Raw genomic sequence first — 20,802 nt, forward strand, 5'->3', positions numbered from 1 at the left:
TTGTGACGAATTTAAACGTACGTTTTTTTCGTCATTTTGAATTAGCCTCCTATCTTTTTTATTTCCAGTCAGTTATAAGTCAAAAACAGGTCATTTTTACCCCTAAAAAACGGGCTTTTCCGTGTCCGCTTACAATTGTGTATATATTTCTTATTTATAACCACTTACACCACCTCCATTCAAGTAGTGCTTGAAGTGCTGTTTTGTTATTTTTGAAGGGATGCGGCAAAAAAGGGGGGGTAAAAAGAGCTAAAAACAGCTTACAGGTTTACCCGAAATCAGGATAGAATTTATCAGCTTTCGATAATATTCCGTATATTTGCCCAAAACGTGGTAATATGAAAACAACAACTGAATATCTTTCAATCCTAAAGAGCTACCAGGCACAACATGCTGGTAAATACGGGATTACTCGCATGGGTATATTTGGTTCTGTTGCTCGTGGCGAACAAAAAGAAGAAAGTGATATCGATATTTGCTACGAAGGAAAAGCACCGTCTTTGTTAACATTGGATAAGATGCAATCAGAGCTAAAGAATCTGTTTGGATGTCCTGTTGACTTAGTACGCATACGAGAACACATGAATGCTTATTTGAAACAACGTATCACAAAGGAGGCTATTTATGTTTGACCGAGAGTTAGCTGTCCAATGTCTGGAAAATATTAGAAAAGCATTGTTAACTATAGAAGAACGTGCTACAGTCATTTCTTGTGTAAACGACTTTCTTTGTTCACCGGATGGTATGTTACGGTTAGATGCTATTTGTATGAATCTGATAGCATTAGGAGAATCAGTTAAAAGTTTCGACAAAATAACAGGAGGGAAAGTTTTGCCTCAATACCCTGAAATATATTGGAGAGGAGTTATGCAGATAAGAGATAAAATTGCTCACCATTACTTTGATGTTGATGCTGGAATTGTTTATTCAACAATAAAAGAAGATATTCCGACCTTACTTCCTACCATTGAGAAGGTAATTCAAGATCTTTGCGAATATTAATCATAAGAAAGTAACTCACTTCTACCTAAATTTAAATCTCCCGCAAATAAAAAAATACAATAACCCCCCATTTCGGCCATTTTTCTATTTCATCTAAAATTTTGATCAATTTTGGATTGACTTTTTTTACGGTTTTAGCTTTTAGGACTAACAACTGATGAAACGAGGTGCCGAACTCGTCCCGCAATGCCTGCAATTTGATTGTCTAAAGGCTGAAAAACCGACAAAGTGATAAACCTTAACTCCCGGAGAATCGAATATTTGAAAATAAAACGGACGGCGTCCCAAATATCCCAAGGAAATTCAGGTGCTTTTTTGCCCTAAAGACGGTCCTCTTTTCAATTACGACCGTCCAAATCGCCATTACGACCGTGCTAATCTTCGCGAGGTGCCGAGTGCACTACACATTAGCACGGTCGTAATGGCAAAGAGGACGGTCGTAATTTGGGAAAACGCTCGAAAAAGTCGAAAAAGCCACTTTTTGACGTCCGAAAAGCGGATTAACATTTGTTTTGTTTCGGATGTCTTTCGAAGCTAAAAAATACGTTTTATACAATAAGCCCCCTTAAATAACGGACTGATAGAAGACAAATAAGAACAAATGTTAATTTACTATCAAACGGATACGACTATGTGAGTTTTCCGTATATTTGCAATAAATACAATAATATTCATTATAGCTAATTTTGTCACATAAAAGATACAATAATATCTTTAATATATACATTTGATTTAGATACGGCACAGAGCCTTTTACAGATAATAGCCCAGAATCTGCAAAAAAGGAGATTAGAGAAGAATCTTTCCAGAGAAGCTCTTTCCCAGCTTAGCGGCGTACCAGCTCCAACAATTGCCAAATTTGAACAGAAATATACTATTTCATTGGCTTCTTTCGTTGCTCTTGCAAAAGCATTAGGATATGCGAAAGAGATAAAAGCATTGTTATCCGAACCTCAATACAGCACAATGGAAGAATTGGAAAATATCAATAAAAACAAAAACAGAAAGAGAGGACGCTATGAATGGAAGGGCTAATCCCCTTCCACCGTTAACGCTAATTTCTGCAAGTCTTTGCCTGCTGAAGAGGAGCCGACCATTAGGGTGAAATCACCGGGTTCCACTTCCCAGAGTTTACGGACGGTATAGAATTTCAGGTCGTCCGGAGTGATCGCAAACTCGACACGTTTGGTTTCGCCGGCTTTCAGGGAGACACGTTGAAAACCTTTCAGCTCTTTGACCGGACGAGTGATTGAACCGTATTCGTCGCGGATATACAACTGCACGATTTCTGTTCCATCCATTTTGCCCGTGTTTGTCACATCGAAAGAGACTGTTACGGATTCATCTTTCCGGATCTTATCCTTTGAAAGGGCCGGTTTGCCATATTGATACGAAGTGTAGCTCAGTCCGAAGCCAAACGGATAAAGCGGGCCCGTATGTCCCAAAGCAAACTGGCGGGAATATTGGGAAGCCTTGTGATTATAGATTGTCTGGATCTGTCCGACATTATACGGAACAGTTACCGGAAGTTTTCCGCAAGGATTGATATCGCCGAAAAGAACTTCAGCAATCGCCTGTCCGCCCATCATACCCGGTTCCCATGCTTCCAGAATAGCCGGAACATGTTCATTCGCCCAGACAATGCTCAACGGACGGCCGTTCAACATCACCAGGACAGTCGGTTTGCCGGATGCACAGACCTTTTCAAGCAATTCCTGTTGCAAGCCGGGGAAATCGAGGTTGTCGCGATCACAATTTTCACCGCAGGTACGGCCTTTGCTTTCGTAGCGCTGGGAATTTTCGCCTATCACGACAATATTCAGATCGGCCTCCTGTGCTTTCCGTCCGGCCATCTCGACATCTTCCGGCGTTATGCTGGTTATGACACCGGAAAAACACAAGGAATCGATCGAGGCGTCCGGACAAGCGGCGCGGATACCTTCGTAAACGGTTACCACGTTATCATCCGGCTGCGGCATAGCCCAGTCACCCAATATCGTCTGGCTGTCGGCGTTCGGACCGGTAATAAATATTTTGCGGTATGCACCTTTCTTCAGGGGCAGCAACCCGTCGTTTTTCAACAAGACAAGCGACTGGCGGGCAGCATCCAGCGCTGTCTCGCGATGAGCAGCCGGAGCAATCAGTTTGCGGGTTGCCGGAATATCGACTACCGGCTTTTCAAACAGTCCCAATAAGAATTTAGCTTCCAGAATCTTATGTACGGCCTTGTCGATCCGGGTTTCCGGAATGCGTCCGTCCCTAACGGCAGCCAGAATCGTTTCATAATAGTTATCACCCTGCATGTGCATGTCGATACCGGCTTCCACCGACACCCGGAAAGCCTCTTCCTCACTCGGCAGGTAATGATGCATGGAGTGCATACGTTCGATATCCATCCAGTCGCTGACGATAAATCCTTTGAACCCCATTTCATCGCGCAGCAGGTCGTTCAACAACCAATAATTGCCATGACAGGGAATGCCGTTCAACTCATTGTGGGCTGCCATTACGGTAAAGACTTTCGATTGGACAGCCGATATAAAAGGCGGCAGAAAGACTTCACGCAATTTCTGTTCCGACATATCCATCGGAGCGGCATTGATACCGCCGGCCGGCTCACCACCGCCGATCAGGTGTTTAGCGCAAGCCAGCACGCGATCCGGCTCTACACCGTCCCGGCCCTGCAAACCTAAAATCAGACTTGTTCCCATGCGGGTAACCAGATAAGTATCTTCGCCGAATGTTTCCCCAATACGTCCCCAACGCGCATCGCGGGCCACATCCAGATTCGGATTGAACGCCCAGTGCATGCCGCTGGCACGCATTTCGGAAGCCGTCTCCCGGCCGCTTTGTTCCAACAGGTCGGGATTGAACGTCGAAGCCATACCGATCGAAGTCGGATACACCGTACAACCGGCATGAAGTCCGTTGCCGTGAATCGCATCCACACCGATCAACAAGGGAATTTTCAAACGGGTCTGCTGCGCCACCTGTTGCAAGGCATTCGCCTCATCGACAGAAAGGACATGCAGGAAAGAACCGATTTCGCCTTTCCGTACTTTATCGATGATCGCCTGTGATTTCAAGCCGAAAGCATTGGCATCGATATTTCCCATATCACTGCTGTTCTGATCGGCTTTCTGTTCGTTTTGCTTGATATGACCGGGTCCGACATACTGGCACATCTGGCCGATTTTTTCTTCCAAGGTCATCTCCTTCAACAATAAATCGGCGCGCCGGGCCGGAGAAAGAGAGGTGTCCCGATATGATTTACCGGCAGAAGCCCCCATCAAAAGAACGCTTCCCGCAAACATAAAACTACAAAAAAGATATTGCTTAATGGTCTGTGTTTTCATGTAACTATACTTATTTAATGGAACCCTCAAAGGTATATTCTTTTATTCAAATAATCGACAAATCTGCTCTCCGGATGTTCTTCCTAAATAATTTACAACCCAGTTAGATTAAATCCAAACCAGAAGTATCAACAGGAAATGAACAGTTGTTCCCAGATTTGCGTTATATTTGCAGACTGAAATTGAACAGAAATATATAATAATGAATAAAGCATTACATCAATTAGGTGAATATGTCATGTTGATGGGCAAAAGCATCTCCATCCCGAACCGTTGGAGTATGTTCTTTAAGCAGCTGATAAAAGAGATTTACAAATTAGGAGTCGACTCGCTCTGGATTGTTATCATCATCTCCGTTTTTATCGGTACGGTTATCGCCATCCAGATATCACTGAACATCAGTTCGCCGCTTATTCCTAAATTTACAATCGGATATACAACGCGTGAAATCATCCTGTTGGAGTTTTCATCCTCTATCATGTCACTGATCCTGGCCGGTAAAGTCGGCAGTAACATTGCATCCGAGATCGGCACCATGCGCGTGACGGAACAGATCGACGCAATGGAGATCATGGGTGTTAACTCGGCTAATTTCCTGATTATGCCGAAAATCGTCGGACTGATGATTTTTATTCCGGTATTGGTTATTTTCAGTATGTTCACGGGGATATTGGGCGGTATCGCTGCCAGCCATTCCACCGGGACAGGCATGACACCGGCCTCGTTCGAATATGGTTTGCAGTTCTACTTCAATGAGTTTTATATCTGGTATTCCATCATCAAATCGGTGGTGTACGCATTCATCATTTCGTCGATCGCAGCCTATTTCGGTTATAATGTAAAAGGCGGTGCCTTGGATGTGGGTAAAGCCAGTACGAATGCAGTCGTAATGAGCAGTATAATGATCCTGCTTGCCGACGTGATCTTAACCAACTTAATGCTGACATAAAGAAATGGTAGAAGTAAAACATATTACAAAATCCTTTGAGGGACGGACAGTACTGAACGACATCAGCGCTGTTTTTGAAACAGGGAAGACGAACCTGATTATCGGCCGAAGCGGTTCCGGAAAGACGGTTCTTATTAAAAATATCATCGGGTTGATGCGGCCGGATTCGGGGGAAATCCTGTATGACGGACGTGATTTGACATCGATGGGAAAGCATGAACTGAATATGCTGCGCCGTGAAATGGGTATGCTGTTCCAGGGATCAGCCTTGTTCGACAGCATGACGGTGTTGGAAAATGTCATGTTCCCGCTGGATATGTTCTCCAACGATACCAACAAAGACCGTCTGAAACGGGCTCAGTTTTGCCTGGACCGCGTCAACTTGTCGGAGGCCGGACATTTGTATCCTTCCGAGATCAGTGGCGGTATGATGAAACGCGCCGCTATTGCACGGGCGATTGCCCTGAATCCGAAATACCTGTTTTGCGACGAACCCAACTCCGGACTCGACCCGAAGACCTCTCTGATTATCGACGATCTGATCCACGATATTACGAGCGAATACAAGATGACGACTATCATCAACACGCACGATATGAACTCGGTTATGAATATCGGTGAAAACATCATCTTCATCAAAGAAGGCGTCAAGGAATGGCAGGGAAACAGCAAAGAGGTCATTACTTCCCAAAACAAGGCGCTAAACGACTTCATCTTTGCGTCCGACCTGTTCCGCAAAGTGAAAGAGGTGGAAGAGGAAGAATTGAAAGAGGAAGAAGCAAAAGCGAAATAAAAATATCCGATGCCCATCGAATGAAAATTCCATGGGCATCGGACTGAAAACGGATGGGCATCGAATTTTCAGCCCATCCGTTTCCATATTCCACTATCCGTTATCCGGAGTTTTCGTCCGGACAATTGTCACAGGTCCTAACAGGCCGGAAGGTTCCAACTGTATTTCGGAAACCGGGTTTCCCCTGAAATCATTTCCCAAAACAACATTCGTTTGCGTGTATCGGGTCGGGCTTACCGACATTTCATCTCCAGCAACCCTGTTGAACCATGAGTTCGTAACTTCTACGACCAATTCATTTTCACCCTCTTTCAGGGCATCTGTTATATCCACCCGGAAAGGTTTGGTCCAGACAATGCCTTTATCCGTATGATTGATACGGACAGCAGCAATTCCGACATCCTTTACATTTTCCAGTTGCAGGAAACAACGGTTTGCCGGAGTCTTTTCAAAATCGACAGTGAATCTCTTGTTGTAGACGGCCGTACCCGAATAATACCGGATGCCCTTGTCCGGATGTGTCGTCCAATCCATCAATTCCGGAAATACAACAGACGCCGGGCCGCCCCATTTCGGATCAAAGCAGACAGTCCAGGAGCCGTCCAAGGTCTTTACGGTTTCATAATCCGGATAATTGCGTTGTTTCGTACCTTGCCGGTTCTTGCCGATCTCTTTATTGAACACAACGAACACCGAACCGTAAGGTTCCAATACCAGAGGGACAGACGTCAACCCGTCTTTCTGGGCAAAGGCTTCCGCTTCGCGTATTTCCCCGGAAAGTGCATCCCAGAGTTCTGGCTGAAGCCCGGATACACGGAATCGAGCCGTAACCGTTTGCTTTTCATCCGTTTGATTACTTACAAAATAGAGATGGGTTTCACCGATCCTGTAATGGATATAATCAAAGTCCGTTTTACTGTCGTTTCCTTCGATGGAGAAATCCACCGGTATATTCTGCGAAAGCAGGTATTCTTTAGCATTCTTTCCCCATGAGACAGTGCCTTTGCCATATTCATTCCGGCCCGTAGCTTCAGTTACATCACCCCAAAGTTTGTCCGCCAATTGCTTAAATTCGGCATCTGCAGTTTTTCCACCGACCAAAGACACGGTTTTCAACGGTTTGTAACCGATCACATGAGCGCCTTCTTTCACTAATGTTTCCAGTTTTTTCAACACTGCCAAAGACAAAACACGGTGATCCGGAAGAACCAACACTTTGTAGGTTCCGCCGGCCGGTGTCGTAACATTCCCGTTGTCCACATCTAACTTCATAAAAATGGTCTCATCCGTCACGTCATAATCAAATCCGAACATTGCGCCAGCCATATCCCGGTGTTTGAACGGGTAGACATTAGGAACATGATCGCCATAATAATAAAGGACATCTGCAACAAACTTACCTTCTTGCACAAGCATTTGTGTCCGGTGCAAGTAGTCGACAAAAGGCCCGGATTGATCCCACCACGTAACGCGCGGATTCACATGCGTACCTGCAAAATATTCCTGCCCCGGCAATCCCTGTTCCGCAGGAGAACAAGTAAAGGTATGGAAATAGAGCCGGTTCAAACCGTCACAGATTTCATGGTCGAACGCCGACTTCTGGTCATGCCACAATTCATCATTCCAATGCGGGCCAATAGTCGTAAAAGACTCGGCTCCTACGATTTTCTTTCCATAGATATGGGCGGCGGAAGAAGCCTGCTTGATAAAGAAGCGGTCCTGCGGCCTCGGGCGATGCGGTGACGGAGACCAGAACTCGCTCATCACGATATCACTGAAACCATAATTCTTAATACCGTCCAGCGGACCGGCATGAGGACCGGCAGACTCCGGCTGAATCCCCATATTATTCTTATGGGCATACGCTGCAAAACGGGCATAATGGTTATTGGCGACCAAATGGGCGATCGCTTTTCTGAAGTCAGCCAAAAAAGCATTCGAAACATCTACATTTCCGACTACATGACCGGCTATGAGAGGCAAATACTGTTTCAGGTCATATCCGCAATAAGCGCGAAACTCATCGGAAAAAGAATCCGTCCAGTTCATTCCTCCACACTCCCAACTATCTGTTTCCATAAATTTAAGGGTGGAACCGACATGGTCTCCGGCCGCTTTAAAAATCGGCTCGACGACAGTATTCCAATAATAGTCAAAGGCTTCCTTACTCATATAATCCAACACATTGCCTTGCCATTCATTACTGGAAGTCGAGACTTCCGAATTCGTACACGTATATCCTATACGCATAATGTTCCATTCGCCTTGGGGAGCATCCCAACTAAGCGCCCCCTTTTCATCCATCTGAGCCGTAAGGTCTACTATTTTTGACGGATCAACGAGATAAGCCGTTTTACCCGTTTTCCGTTCTTCGCTCCGGGATGTATTTTCCAATAAGAAGCGGCAGTCCGGAGCAGAGCCGCCCAATTCGTGCAGGCCCAATTTCAAATCTAACTTATCAACTGTTTTGTCTGTCTGATTTTCCCCGTTTGCCGGGAAGGCCAACACTGCGACATCTTTATAAAACCCTTTATGCTCTTCCGGTTTCGCCAACTGCAAATGGAGCGTTTTTCCTCCTGTCGTTTTCAATTCCGAATAGGTCAATTGCTTGGCGGCATATTGCGGAGTGACACAAGGACCTCCTAAATTCCAGCCGCTTTGGATATTGAAACCCATCTCCAAGCCTAAACGTTTGGCCTCATCCAAGGCAAAAACAAAAAGATCGGTCCATTCCTTACTGCCGAACAAGGGACCGGCCGGAATATCTTTATTTCCCCGTTGGTTATGACCACCGGCATCAAAAATCATGGCACCTTGGAAATTTTTGGATTTCATGGCTTCCAAATCTTTCGTGATGGCTTCTTTTGTCACATTTCCATTTAGCCACCACCACCAGCAATTTACGCCATAAACCTGTTCCGGCTGCTGAAAATGGCTTTTCAGATAGTCATAATTAACCTGCTGATCATCGTTTACACCCACTTTTCCCGGGTCCGTACAACTAAACAGGAAGCTAACCAACATAAGCTCCCATACTATTATCTTCCAATTCATAATTCATGTATATTATCAGTCTAAAAAATCGAGCCCGCTAAAATCTTATTTTCTTTCTATCAATAAAACTTTAGCGGGCTCTTGCTTAACTAAGGCACAGGAATCAATTCCAGCCCGGGTTTTGTTCCATTACCACATCTTTATTCGTATCGATCACGACCTGCGGGATCGGCCACAGATTAAAGTTCTTAGTCAATGTCGCTCTCGGATCATTCCAATAGGAATATTTCTTAATCCGGTCGACAGCAATCGTGCCACCCATACGCAACAAGGTATTCCAGCGACATTCTTCATAGACCAATTCGCGGGCGCGCTCATCCAGTATTAAATCGACATTCACATCCGAAGCTTGTACCAGATAATCACACTGCGCTCTCTTACGCAACAAGTTAATGTCGTTGGCCGCACCTGCGTTATCACCAGCGCGCATCTTCGCTTCCGCACGCAACAAGATGGTTTCCGGCAAACGGATCAGGTATTCATCCCGGAACAGATTACTTCTGTTTTCGCCGTCTGCAATACCTCTGTATTTATCTGTTGAGATTTTACAAGAGACCGGGAAACACTGCGTCTTTGCCACATCGATGGCATCCTGGCTTTCTCCATCCCTGTAAATGACACTCCAGGGAACAGGTTTGCCGTAATAGGGAGATGTCGGAACATTGCCTAAGAATGTACGTCTGAATACAGCTTCGGAATTACGCATATCTTTCCCCCATTTACCGTCATAAATGACATCGCGGGTGTACATGGTCGGCATTGTTTGCACGATACCGCGCCCTCCTACATCTTCCAACGCACCGGACAGGTGAGCAGACATCGGGTCTCTGTAAACAGGACCATAAACACGGGTGTATTGCAATTTAGCTTGCCCGTCTTCCGCCTTATAGGCGTCATAATCGATCTGTGCCACCCATATCGCTTCTTTATTTCCTTCCTGATAGTTCTGGTTTCCTTCCTGGAACAAGTCCCAATAGACATTTCCTTCGATAGGATAACCGGCAGCCGAATATAAATGATCCGGTGTTTGCTGGCTTTCTATGTTTGCATAATAGAAATCAGGATTCTCATCTTTTCTACTGCCAAAACGTTCTGTCATCAGGCCATATACGGAACCGTCTATCACGTCATTCCCGTAAGTAATGGCTTTTGCATAGGCAGCAGGAGCTTCCCCGCCTTGTCCGGCTTCTTCCAAAGCAACACCTTTATCGATGTATAACTGACAAAGGTTATGCTGTGCAGCGCCTCTTACCAGACGGCCCGGGCTATTGGTCGTTTCAGGCAGGTCATTCAGAGCAGCTTCCAGTTCATCGATTGCGAACTGATATGTTTCCACACGGCTGGTCCTCTTAAAATCATACTGGGGAGTAGTCGTAATTTCGGTAACGACAGGGACGCCTCCGTATAATTCACCCAAGTTCCTATATGCAAAAGCTCTGAAAAAGCGGGCTTGTGCAATCACATAAGCCTTGTCGGCCTCCGAACCCCAGCTTATTTGCGGAAGTTCTGCCGCATACAAAGCTAAATTCGCTTTCGAGATCAACTGATACCAATGTGAATAATTCGTATAATAAACTTCGTTCGACGGATTCAATATACCGTAGTCATTGAAACGGTTACTACGCCTGATCGTTGCAACATCAAACATATCCGTACCGTTTCCGCCGCGAAAAGCAAAAGCGGTCATATTCTCTTCAACCATGCACGTCATGACCCGTATGTGGGAATAACAGCCGACCAAAACCTGGTCAACCTGTTCAGATGTCGAAAAAGCATTATCCACAGTATAGAATGTTTCAGGATTTTCTTCCAGAAACTTCGAATCATTACAACTACTGAATAGACCTACAAACAGCAGGCTATAGATACCATATTTTATTAAGTGATTCATTTTCATCTTTCTTATAAATTAAAAACTAATGTTCGCTCCCAATGAGAAAGAGGTCAATACGGGATAAGTGTTTGCACCCACCGTTACTCCGACTTCAGGATCTCCACCTTCCCAATTTGTTATTGTCAACAGGTTCTTTGCCGTAAAGAATACTTTCAAATTATTGATAAGCATTTTCTTTACCCAAGGTTCACGGAATGTATATGACAACGTCACATCTTGCAGGCGAACAAATGCCCGGTTTTGCAATCCCTGGTAACGGCCTCCGTCACCGGAGAATGTAGCAGAAGGATATACATTGCTCTTATTTTCCGGAGTCCACCAGGGGATATAAATTCCATTCGAATTAAACAATCCGGATCCGTTTGTCATGTATGCACTGGTATTGGATTTCATATAATATCCGCCGCCACCGAATGTTCCTGTCAACATAAAATACAAATCCCAGTTCTTATAAGTAACCGTATTACTCATGTTCAACTTGAAGTTAGGAGTCTCATATCCTAAAATGGTACGGTCTGCAGATGTAATAACGCCATCTCCGTCCAAGTCTTTATATTTCGGAATACCTGCCGTAGCACCATTCGCTTCCATATAGTCCACATCTGTTTCCTGGACAATACCATCCTGCTGATATCCGTAAATTGCGCCTAACGGTTTACCGATAAAACGGCTGTTGGAGATATCATCGTCCTCTTTTCCGTCACCGTTCAAATCTTCGCCATAAAGGTGGGTCAGTTTATTCCGGTTCAACCAGAAGGTAACACTTGTTGTCCAATACCAATCCTGCGTAGTGATATTCACCGAACGTACCGTCAGTTCGACACCTTTGTTATTCACCTGTCCCATCGATGATTTGATATTCTTAAAACCAGTCATAACCGGAATATCTCTCGTGAATATCTGGTCTGTCGTTTTAGAGAAATAGAGGTCCAGATCGACAAATAAACGGTTTCCAAGCCATGCGGACTCAAAACCCGTATTCCAGGATTCCGTAGATTCCCAGCCTAAATTGGCGTTACCCAATGCTTTTTGATTTAAGCCATAAATAATATCACTTCCCCCGAACTCATAACGAACGCCTCCGGAAGAGCCATTATTAATAGTCGACAGCGTTCCATAAGGATCCAATCCCTGGTTACCATTCTTACCCCACGACAATTTCAACTTCAAATCATCCAGGAAAGAGACAGGTTCCATAAACTTTTCGCCGGTCATTCTCCAAGCAGCACCGAAAGCAAAGAAATCACCCCATTTCTGATTGGCACCGAAAACAGAAGCACCGTCACGACGATAAGAACCGGTCAGGAAATAACGATCGTCAAAAGAATAAGAGGCACGTCCCAAATAACCGATATTAGAACGCCGGTTATTATTCATGTCTATTTTTTGAACGGTTGCTTTATGCAAACCATTGAGACCTAAAGTAGTATTCCCATTTGCAGCAAAATCTGTTCCGGTAGTGATTATTTCTTTATATGATTTCCGGTCACGTGTGGCAACGGCTGTCAAATCGATCGTGTGCTTTCCAAACGTATTTTTATAATTCAGAATATTATCGATTACCCAACTGTTTGTTGTATTATTATTTATCTTTCCGTTTGCACGAGACAATAGATCCTGGAATGCAGAAGGAGAATATCGGGTTTCATCATCATAATCACCTTCCTTGACATAATATCCTTCATAATAGAAATCTCCGGATTGAATTTTGCTCAAATTCCCGGCATAATTAAAACGGTAGCTCAAACCTTCCACCCAAGGCAGCTTAACAACCGCATATGCATTTGCCCGGAAATTATTCCGGAGATCTTTGTTATCACGAAGGCTTCTATCAGTGTTCCACAAAGGATTTACTCCAGATTGAGTATAAGGAAATTTTTCCAATAGTTTTTCATCTTCGTCTCTATACATGACACCGTATGGAGACATCAATACAGCCTGACGCAAGTCGGCACCGGCACCGGAATAATCCGACTTTGTAAATGCCGCATCCACGCCGATCTGCAACCAACTGGTTATATCCGTGTTTATCTTGGCTAATGCTGTTATACGATTATAATTATCACCAATGACAATACCTTGATTATCAGAATAGGCAGCAGACAAATAGTAATTCATTTTTTCACCTGCACCGGAAACAGATACTTGATAATCCTGCACCCAACCGGTACGTGTCGAAGCATCAAGCCAGTTGGTTTCCCGTCCCGCTTCCATATTAGCCTGTTCCTGGGGTTTCAGCCAGCTTAAATCCGTACTGTTGTTTCTTGCCATAACCGACTCCAGCCATTGTTCGCCTTTCATCAACTCCGGTCGATTTTGCCAGGTTTGCATACTTCCCGTCGCATTAAAAGTGATCACAGGTTTACCCATTCTACCCTTTTTCGTGGTAATGATAATTACACCGTTCGCCGAACGGGAACCGTAGGCGGCAGCAGACGTTGCATCCTTCAGGATATCATACGAAGCGATATCATTGGGATTTATATCATTGATACTTCCCATATAAATAACTCCGTCAACAACGAGCAACGGATCATTTGATCCTGATATGGATTTTTGCCCGCGCATCTGCATGGAAGGTTCCCCCCCCGCGGAATTGGTTGCACCGATATCCAATCCGGAAACATTTCCCTTCAAAGATTCCAACGCATTCAAATTGGGCGACAAGGCTATCGGAGAATTTTCCAATTTTACAGAGCTGACAGAACCGGTAAAATCTTTTCTCTTTGTCGTACCATAACCAATGACAATTACTTCGTCCAGTGTTTCCGTATCCTCTTTCAGCAATACATCCACCGTGTTGTTATTACCTACAACGACTTCCTGGGTCACATATCCGATATAAGAGATTACCAAAACACTCTTCGAAGTTACTTCCAATGAATATTGCCCTTCAACATCCGTAATCGTACCGTTAGTTGTTCCTTTCTCAACGATATTTGCACCGATTACCGGTTCGCCATTCTGATCTTTAATCGTACCGGTGATTTTTCTTGTGTTTTGTTGAGTCGAAGAAAGCAGATTTAACGCAGAAAGTACAATCTGCTTGTTTTCTTTAATAATATAACTGATTTTAGCCTGCTGTTTTATCTGCTCCAGCAAATTTTGAATATTTTCTTCATCTGCTGAGATTGTTATTCTGGTATCCAGACCGGACAGATTATCATTGTAAAAAAAACGATAATCGCTGACTTTTTCTATCTCGCGAATAACCTCACGAGTTGATTTGTTTTGCATGGATAAGGAAATCTGCGCAGAAAGTATAGTACCCGAAACAAGGCAAAAACTTCCAATAACAAGTCCTTTCCGAAAGAAATTCTTTAAGACATTCATGTTTTTTAGTGTTCTTCTTTAATTAGTAATAAATTTATCAGGTAACTTTGTGGTGAAATCAAGTGGTGAGAAGCGTGATTTCAATTCAGCAAAATTACATTGCACAAATCTCAGGTGTATCTATCCGTAGATGCACCTGCGTTTTTTCATAACTCCTTTCTCATAAGCATTTCATTTTTAATTAACAATTGAACTATCTATTTTCTCTCATCTATTACAATATCACCTCCGACTTTTTTATAAGTAATCGGTGCTGTAAGACTTATCAATTCTATCACATTCTCCAAACTATTATTTTTAATAACTCCGGAAAAACGATAGTGTTTTACCTTTTCAGATGCAAACCGTACCTGGACATTATACAAACGATCCAGCATCACCGCCACCTCCTGCAGCGTCTCTCCTTTAAAGAATAGCTCATTATCTTTCCACATCCGTGCATAAGCGGCAATATCCTTGGATACTTGCATTTTCCGGGAAACCTTATCAAAACTAAGACTCTCATCCGGCCTTAAAATAACTTCATCTTTTCCTACCGCCGTACGAACCTTTCCTTCAAAGAGTGTAGCTGTCAATTTTTTATCTTCTTCGTAAGCCCTTACATTAAAAGCGGTTCCTAAAGCCTCAACCTCCATTTCTCCAGCTTTGACAATAAAATGACTGGCTGAATCTTTCTCCACTTCAAAATAGGCTTCTCCCGACAAGGCCACCAGGCGGTTCTCTTTCCCGTAATCGGCATTATAGGTCAACTCCATATGGGAATTTAACCAAACTTTCGTTCCGTCCGGTAGCATGACACTTGCACGCTGTCCTTTATCGACCAAGACTCTATAAGTCCGTAACGGATCGCTTGCGATCTCATCTGCCAAATTCTTATACAGAAAGGCTGTTGTTGAAAAGCCAATTAGAAGAATCACAACAGCAGCATATGATACCCATTGCGGTATCTTCAGCCTGAAAATGGCCTTTCGTTTTTTCTTCTCTCCCATACCGGCATGCATACGAGCCTGTATCTCCCGGAACATACGAGTCTGAACTTCTACCGGAAGACTTTTATCTTCCGCTTCTACCCAACGTTGCCGGTAATGTTGGAATAGTTGTTCACGCGCCTCCGCTTGTCGGAACCAAGTCAACAATTCATGCTCCCTTTCAACCGGGAGTTCACCGCGCATAAAGCGATCCAGCAAATCTATGTATATATGCTTATCCATGTCTATACTTATGTATATCCATCACAGCGGGAAATCACTTACAAGAAGCCCTGTGTTTAACTTTGATTAACTAAATAAAGAAATAGGAGGACCAAACCTTTATCTAAAGGCAGTTTGGAACGTAGGTATTGGAAAGACCGATAGAGTTGCGTTTCTACCGTTTTTTCAGAGATGGATAGTTTTTTGGCGATTTCTTTGTTAGACAGTTGTTCAAAACGACTTAAACGGAAAATTTCCCTTCGTGCAGGAGGCAGGTTTTCTATTAAACTATCAATATATTCACGAAGAGAATCGGCATCATGTTGCTGCTCTTCTATAGCATTATCACTTACATCAAAATTCTCAACATGCAATGCTGCATGTTGAGATAAACGGAGCTCCGTTTCCTTATACACAAAATGGCGGGCAATAGTAAACAAATAAGCAGTAAATCCCTGTTCCGGTTCTATCTGTTCATGCTTCTCCCATATTTTCAAGAAGACATTCTGTGTCAGATCTTCCGCAAGAGATTTATCAAACAATAAAGAATTAATAAAATGATAAACCTGAGAATTGTAAGTCCAATACAGAGTCTCAAAGGCTTTTTCTTCACCAGCCTTTAAACGTATCAGTAAGTCCTCTTTGATTCTCATTTTACGTACTCTTTATTTTCCAAATATAGGTATTTTCTTTTTATGTTTTTGTTAATACAATAAGAGGGCGTATCGAAATAACAAAATGTTTTTGACACGCCCTCCTTTTCTAATAGAGAATTGAGTGTTTCTTTAGACTCAACTCTCTATTTATCAATTTCATCAATACCCAAACAGCTCCTCTTGCGTCAGCTTCTGAATGGGACCATATTGGGAAAGACCTTTCATATCGAGGTCTTTTTCATCGCCCAATACGCAATACGTATAAGTACGGCCTTTTACCCATTTTTCCTGGAATGCTTTGATTTCAGGCAATGTCATGGTCTGGGCTTTTTCGAACAATTCCTTGCGGCTGTCCGTTGTCAGACCTAAATCCTGTGCATTCAGATAAGACCAGAGAACATCGGATTTCGTGATACGTTCGGTACGCAGACGAGTGATAAGCGCGTCTTTAGCCAGATTGAACGCTTTTTCTGATTCCGGCATATTGTTGATAATCTCATCGAATGCTTTCATGGCATCGATCATCTTATCGTTCTGGGTAGCGATAAACGTACGGTAGACATACGGATATTTCAACTTGGACGGAGTGATCAGGAATGCACCGGCAGAATAGGCCAGACCGCGTGATTCACGCATTTCCTGGAATACGATTGCATTCATACCGCCACCAAAGTATTCGTTGTACATATTCAATGTAGGCTGGATAGCCGGATCAAACTTTTCACCACGATTAGACACGGCAGAATAATAAATCTGTTTTGCATCATACTGGGCAAACAGTACTTTATTGGCCGGAGTTTCCTGCTGCTGGAATTCGATACCTACCGGAACCGGTTGCAACTGATCGGGGACATTATGATATTGTTTGATAATATCCAGAACTGCCTGCGGTTTTTCCGGACCATAATACAGAATCTTATGCTCAAAAGAGTTGATCTTATGGATACGGTCTACCAGTTCCTGCGGATTCATCTGCTGCAATTCGGCAGTTGTCAACACAGTTGTTGACGGAGATTTCGGTCCCCAGATAGCATACTGGATCAATTTGTTGAAGTTCTGTCCCTGATTCAGTTTCGCATCGGAACGTTTCTTCAGGATATCGCCAGCCAAATTGTCGTAAGCTTCCTTATTAACCTGTGCATCGGCCAGGATTTCTTCGAACAATGCCATCGCTTTCGGCATATTTTCTTTCAAACCTTCCAGCATTACATACGTACGGTCAGAACCCGGGAAGACGCTGAAATAACAAGCCAGTCTGTAAAATTCTTCGTTGATTTCCTTCAAGCTCTTTTTGGAAGTACCCAGATATTTCATGTATTCGAAAGCAGTACCCATTGCCTTATCATTATTCGTTCCCATCTCGAAAACATACATCAGAGAGAAAAGATCATTCGATGTATTTTCTTTATACAGGACAGGGATATTCGATTTAGCTGTCAGTTTCTGCAAATCTTTATTGTAATCCAAGAATACAGGTTCGATCGGAGCGACATTGGATGCCTGGATTTCTTTCAGGAATGCGCTTGAACTATCACGATTCATCACGATAGGCGTGATTTTAGGCTTGTCGATTTTCTTTTCGTTCGGGTCTTTGCCTTGTTTCTTATAGATTAAAGCATAGTTATCACCAAAATACTTGTTTGCAAAATCAACAATTTCCTGTTTTGTCACCTTACTCATGCGATCTAAAGAAGCCACCTCGTCTTTCCAGTCTACACCATCGATAAAGGAAGACACAAACATATCGGCACGACCGTCGTTACGATCCAACCGGTACATCTGCATCAGCTTATAGTTGTTGATAGATGCTTCCAACAAGCCTTCGTCGAAATCACCTTTTTTCAACTTATCGATTTCCGCCAGGAAAAGGTCTTTTACCTCATCCAGGGTCTGGCCTTGTTTCGGACGGCCGCTCATGACAAACGCATTATAATCAGACATTCCGTAAGTACCGGCATAACAGCTCAATACTTTCTGTTGCTGAACTAAATCGACATCCAACAGACCGGCTTTGCCATTGTTGATGATTTCACCTGTCAGGTTCAACAGATCCTGCTCCGGAGAAGCAGCTCCCGGGAAACGCCATCCTACTGTAACATTTTCAGCGTCTACACCCAAAACTTCTTTTACCACCGGCGCCTTAATCGGAGATTCATGCGTCACAGGAAGTTTCGGCAGGTTAGGATTCGGTTTCAGATGGCCGAAGTATTTATTGATCGTAGCAATCATCTGGTCGGGATCAAAATCACCGGACAAACAGATCGCCATATTGTTAGGAACATACCAAACATTATGGTAGTTCTTAATATTCGTGATTGACGGGTTCTTCAGATTATGCTGCGTACCGAGAACAGTCTGGGTTCCATAAGGATGATCGGGGAAAAGGGCGCTCAAAACAGCTTCATACACTTTACGCCCGTCACTGGTCAGCGACATATTCTTTTCTTCATACACCGTTTCAAGTTCGGTATGGAAACCGCGGATTACATTATTTTCAAAACGGTCTGCCTGTATCTTAGCCCAATTATCGATCTGGTTGGAAGGAATATCTTCCACATACACCGTCTGGTCGAAGCCGGTATAAGCATTTGTTCCGGTAGCACCGATAGCAGACATCAGCTTGTCGTATTCATTCGGAATAGACAACTTGGATGCTTCATAGGAAACGCTGTCGATCTGGTGATAAATAGCCTGCCGTTCCGCCTCGTCCGTCGTCTTGCGATAGACTTCGAAAAGCTGTTCGATTTGGTCAAGCAGCGGTTTTTCTTGTTCGTAGTTTTGCGTTCCAAACTGTTTAGTACCCTTAAACATCAGGTGTTCAAAATAGTGTGCCAGCCCTGTAGTTTCAGCCGGATCGTTTTTTCCGCCTACGCGGACAGCAATATATGTCTGGATACGGGGGGTCTCCTTATTCACAGTCATATACACTTTCAAGCCATTATCCAGAGTATAGATACGGGCTTTCAGAGGATCATTAGGGACCGACTCGTATTTAAACGGGGAAGTCTCTGCACATGCAGTAGCCAAGAGAAGAACAAAGGCTAACTGAAGAAACTGAATCGTTTTACGCATATAATTTAAATTTAGATAATTACTGCGTCAAATATATGAAATTTAAAATAAAAAAAGCTCCCGTCCGGGAAAAAACAGGGCTAAAGCCCATTTTTTCCGGACGGGAGCTAATATGTGTTCGTACAAACGGTAAATTAAAGACCGAATGCTTCTTTTACTTTATCGACATAATCCAGTTTTTCCCATGTGAACAGTTCCACCTCACAGATGGTCGGTTCCGGATTATAACGGGAAGTAAATGTTTTCGTTACAAGCTGCGGTTTACGTCCCATATGGCCGTAAGAAGCTGTTTCCAGATAGATCGGATTACGCAGTTTCAGGCGCTCTTCAATGGCTTTCGGACGCATATCGAACAGGTCCCAGATCTTCTCTGCAATCTCTCCGTCTGTCATTTTCACGTTTGCACGGCCAAATGTATTTACGAAGATGTTCATCGGTTTAGCAACACCGATCGCATACGATACCTGTACCAGCATTTCATCAGCAACACCGGCAGCCACCAGGTTCTTGGCAATATGACGGGCAGCATAAGCTGCAGAACGGTCTACTTTCGAAGGATCTTTTCCGGAGAAAGCGCCACCACCGTGAGCACCTTTACCACCATATGTGTCAACGATAATCTTACGGCCGGTCAGACCTGTATCACCGTGAGGACCACCGATCACGAACTTTCCGGTCGGGTTCACGTGATAGATGATGTCATCGTTAAACAAAGCCTGCACATAAGCCGGATATTGAGCTTTTACACGCGGAGCCAAGATATTCTTCACATCCTCGGCGATCTTTTTCTGCATGGCCAGATCGGCTTCTTCCTGCGTAATGCCTTTCGCTGTGACAAATTCGTCGTGCTGCGTAGAAACAACGATCGTATCGATGCGCAACGGTTTGCCGTTGTCATCATATTCAATAGTAACCTGGCTCTTGGCATCCGGACGGAGGTAAGGCATCAGGTCGTTTTCATTCTTACGTATCTCGGCAAGTTCCCACAACAGGCTGTGTGAGAGATCCAATGCTAAAGGCATGTAGTTTTCAGTTTCATTCGTGGCATAACCAAACATCATACCCTGGTCGCCTGCGCCCTGATTGTAGGGGTCTTCGCGTTCAACGCCACGGTTGATGTCGCCACTCTGTTCATGGATAGAAGAGAACACGCCGCATGATTTAGCTTCAAACTGGTATTCACTTTTTGTGTAACCAATTTTCTCGATCACGCTACGGGCTACATCCTGTACATCCACGTAAGCACTTGATTTTACTTCTCCAGCCAAGACAACCTGTCCGGTTGTTACAAGGGTTTCGCAAGCAACTTTCGAGTTCTTGTCATAAGCCAGGAACTCATCCAGCAAAGCATCCGATATCTGATCGGCTACTTTATCGGGGTGCCCTTCGGACACCGATTCGGAGGTGAATAAATAACTCATCTTGTTTTAATTGAAAATTGAAAATTGAAAGTTGAGAATTAAAGAGCAAAGCCTCTAAAGCCAACTGCCAATTTACAATTGA

13 protein-coding genes are annotated in these 20,802 nt (G+C 43.8%); 5 read left to right on the top strand and 8 right to left on the bottom strand.

The window, feature by feature from the left end:
* The first annotated feature begins 338 nt into the window (after nt 1-338).
* The 3 genes from DW083_RS08465 to DW083_RS08475 all read left to right on the top strand — a co-directional run bounded on the left by DW083_RS08465 (nt 339) and on the right by DW083_RS08475 (nt 2,037).
* The gene (locus DW083_RS08465) at nt 339-632 is read left to right on the top strand and encodes a nucleotidyltransferase family protein (RefSeq protein ID WP_115497968.1); all 294 of its coding nucleotides are present in this window, start codon (nt 339-341) and stop codon (nt 630-632) included.
* On the top strand, nt 625-1,002 hold the full coding sequence (locus DW083_RS08470) for a DUF86 domain-containing protein (RefSeq protein WP_122332071.1): 378 nt from the start codon (nt 625-627) through the stop codon (nt 1,000-1,002). The genes DW083_RS08465 and DW083_RS08470 overlap by 8 nt, the downstream gene beginning before the upstream one ends.
* A 774-nt stretch (nt 1,003-1,776) precedes the next feature.
* Nucleotides 1,777-2,037, top strand: a complete 261-nt coding sequence (locus tag DW083_RS08475) for a helix-turn-helix domain-containing protein (RefSeq protein ID WP_233551967.1) — start codon at nt 1,777-1,779, stop codon at nt 2,035-2,037.
* On the opposite strand, the gene DW083_RS08480 is transcribed toward DW083_RS08475, so the two are convergent.
* Nucleotides 2,034-4,358: a glycoside hydrolase family 3 N-terminal domain-containing protein gene (locus tag DW083_RS08480; protein WP_122332073.1), complete on the bottom strand. Its 2,325-nt coding sequence runs from the start codon at nt 4,356-4,358 to the stop codon at nt 2,034-2,036. The genes DW083_RS08475 and DW083_RS08480 overlap by 4 nt on opposite strands.
* A 202-nt stretch (nt 4,359-4,560) precedes the next feature.
* On the opposite strand from DW083_RS08480, the gene DW083_RS08485 reads away from it, so the two are divergent.
* Together DW083_RS08485 and DW083_RS08490 are read left to right on the top strand one after the other, a co-directional pair.
* Entirely contained in the window at nt 4,561-5,307 is a 747-nt protein-coding gene (locus DW083_RS08485) for an ABC transporter permease (protein ID WP_122332099.1), read from the top strand.
* 4 nt (nt 5,308-5,311) lie between these two features.
* Nucleotides 5,312-6,100 carry an ABC transporter ATP-binding protein gene (locus DW083_RS08490; protein WP_122332074.1) on the top strand — a complete coding sequence of 263 codons (789 nt, stop codon included), beginning with the start codon at nt 5,312-5,314 and terminating at the stop codon, nt 6,098-6,100.
* A 93-nt stretch (nt 6,101-6,193) separates the two neighbouring features.
* Here the strand turns inward: DW083_RS08490 and DW083_RS08495 are convergent, their stop codons facing one another.
* The 7 genes from DW083_RS08495 to metK form a co-directional block, all read right to left on the bottom strand.
* Entirely contained in the window at nt 6,194-9,154 is a 2,961-nt protein-coding gene (locus DW083_RS08495; RefSeq protein WP_122332075.1) for a glycosyl hydrolase, read from the bottom strand.
* 103 nt (nt 9,155-9,257) lie between these two features.
* Complete coding sequence (locus tag DW083_RS08500) at nt 9,258-11,045, bottom strand: RagB/SusD family nutrient uptake outer membrane protein (protein WP_122332100.1); 1,788 nt, start codon at nt 11,043-11,045, stop codon at nt 9,258-9,260.
* 18 nt (nt 11,046-11,063) lie between these two features.
* On the bottom strand, nt 11,064-14,285 hold the full coding sequence (locus DW083_RS08505; protein WP_233551963.1) for a SusC/RagA family TonB-linked outer membrane protein: 3,222 nt from the start codon (nt 14,283-14,285) through the stop codon (nt 11,064-11,066).
* A gap of 293 nt (nt 14,286-14,578) precedes the next feature.
* Nucleotides 14,579-15,592 (bottom strand): FecR family protein, encoded by a 1,014-nt coding sequence (locus tag DW083_RS08510; RefSeq protein WP_122332077.1) that lies wholly within the window; start codon nt 15,590-15,592, stop codon nt 14,579-14,581.
* A 56-nt stretch (nt 15,593-15,648) separates the two neighbouring features.
* Nucleotides 15,649-16,224, bottom strand: coding sequence for an RNA polymerase sigma factor (locus tag DW083_RS08515; protein ID WP_115500725.1), 576 nt, complete (start codon nt 16,222-16,224; stop codon nt 15,649-15,651).
* A gap of 162 nt (nt 16,225-16,386) precedes the next feature.
* Nucleotides 16,387-19,299, bottom strand: a complete 2,913-nt coding sequence (locus DW083_RS08520; protein ID WP_122332078.1) for a pitrilysin family protein — start codon at nt 19,297-19,299, stop codon at nt 16,387-16,389.
* 134 nt (nt 19,300-19,433) lie between these two features.
* Entirely contained in the window at nt 19,434-20,720 is a 1,287-nt protein-coding gene (metK, locus tag DW083_RS08525) for a methionine adenosyltransferase (RefSeq protein WP_122332079.1), read from the bottom strand.
* Between the last annotated feature and the right edge of the window lie 82 nt (nt 20,721-20,802).

Origin of the sequence: Parabacteroides sp. AF48-14, assembly GCF_003477465.1 — a bacterium.
In the GTDB taxonomy this organism is placed as follows: Bacteria; Bacteroidota; Bacteroidia; order Bacteroidales; family Tannerellaceae; genus Parabacteroides; species Parabacteroides acidifaciens.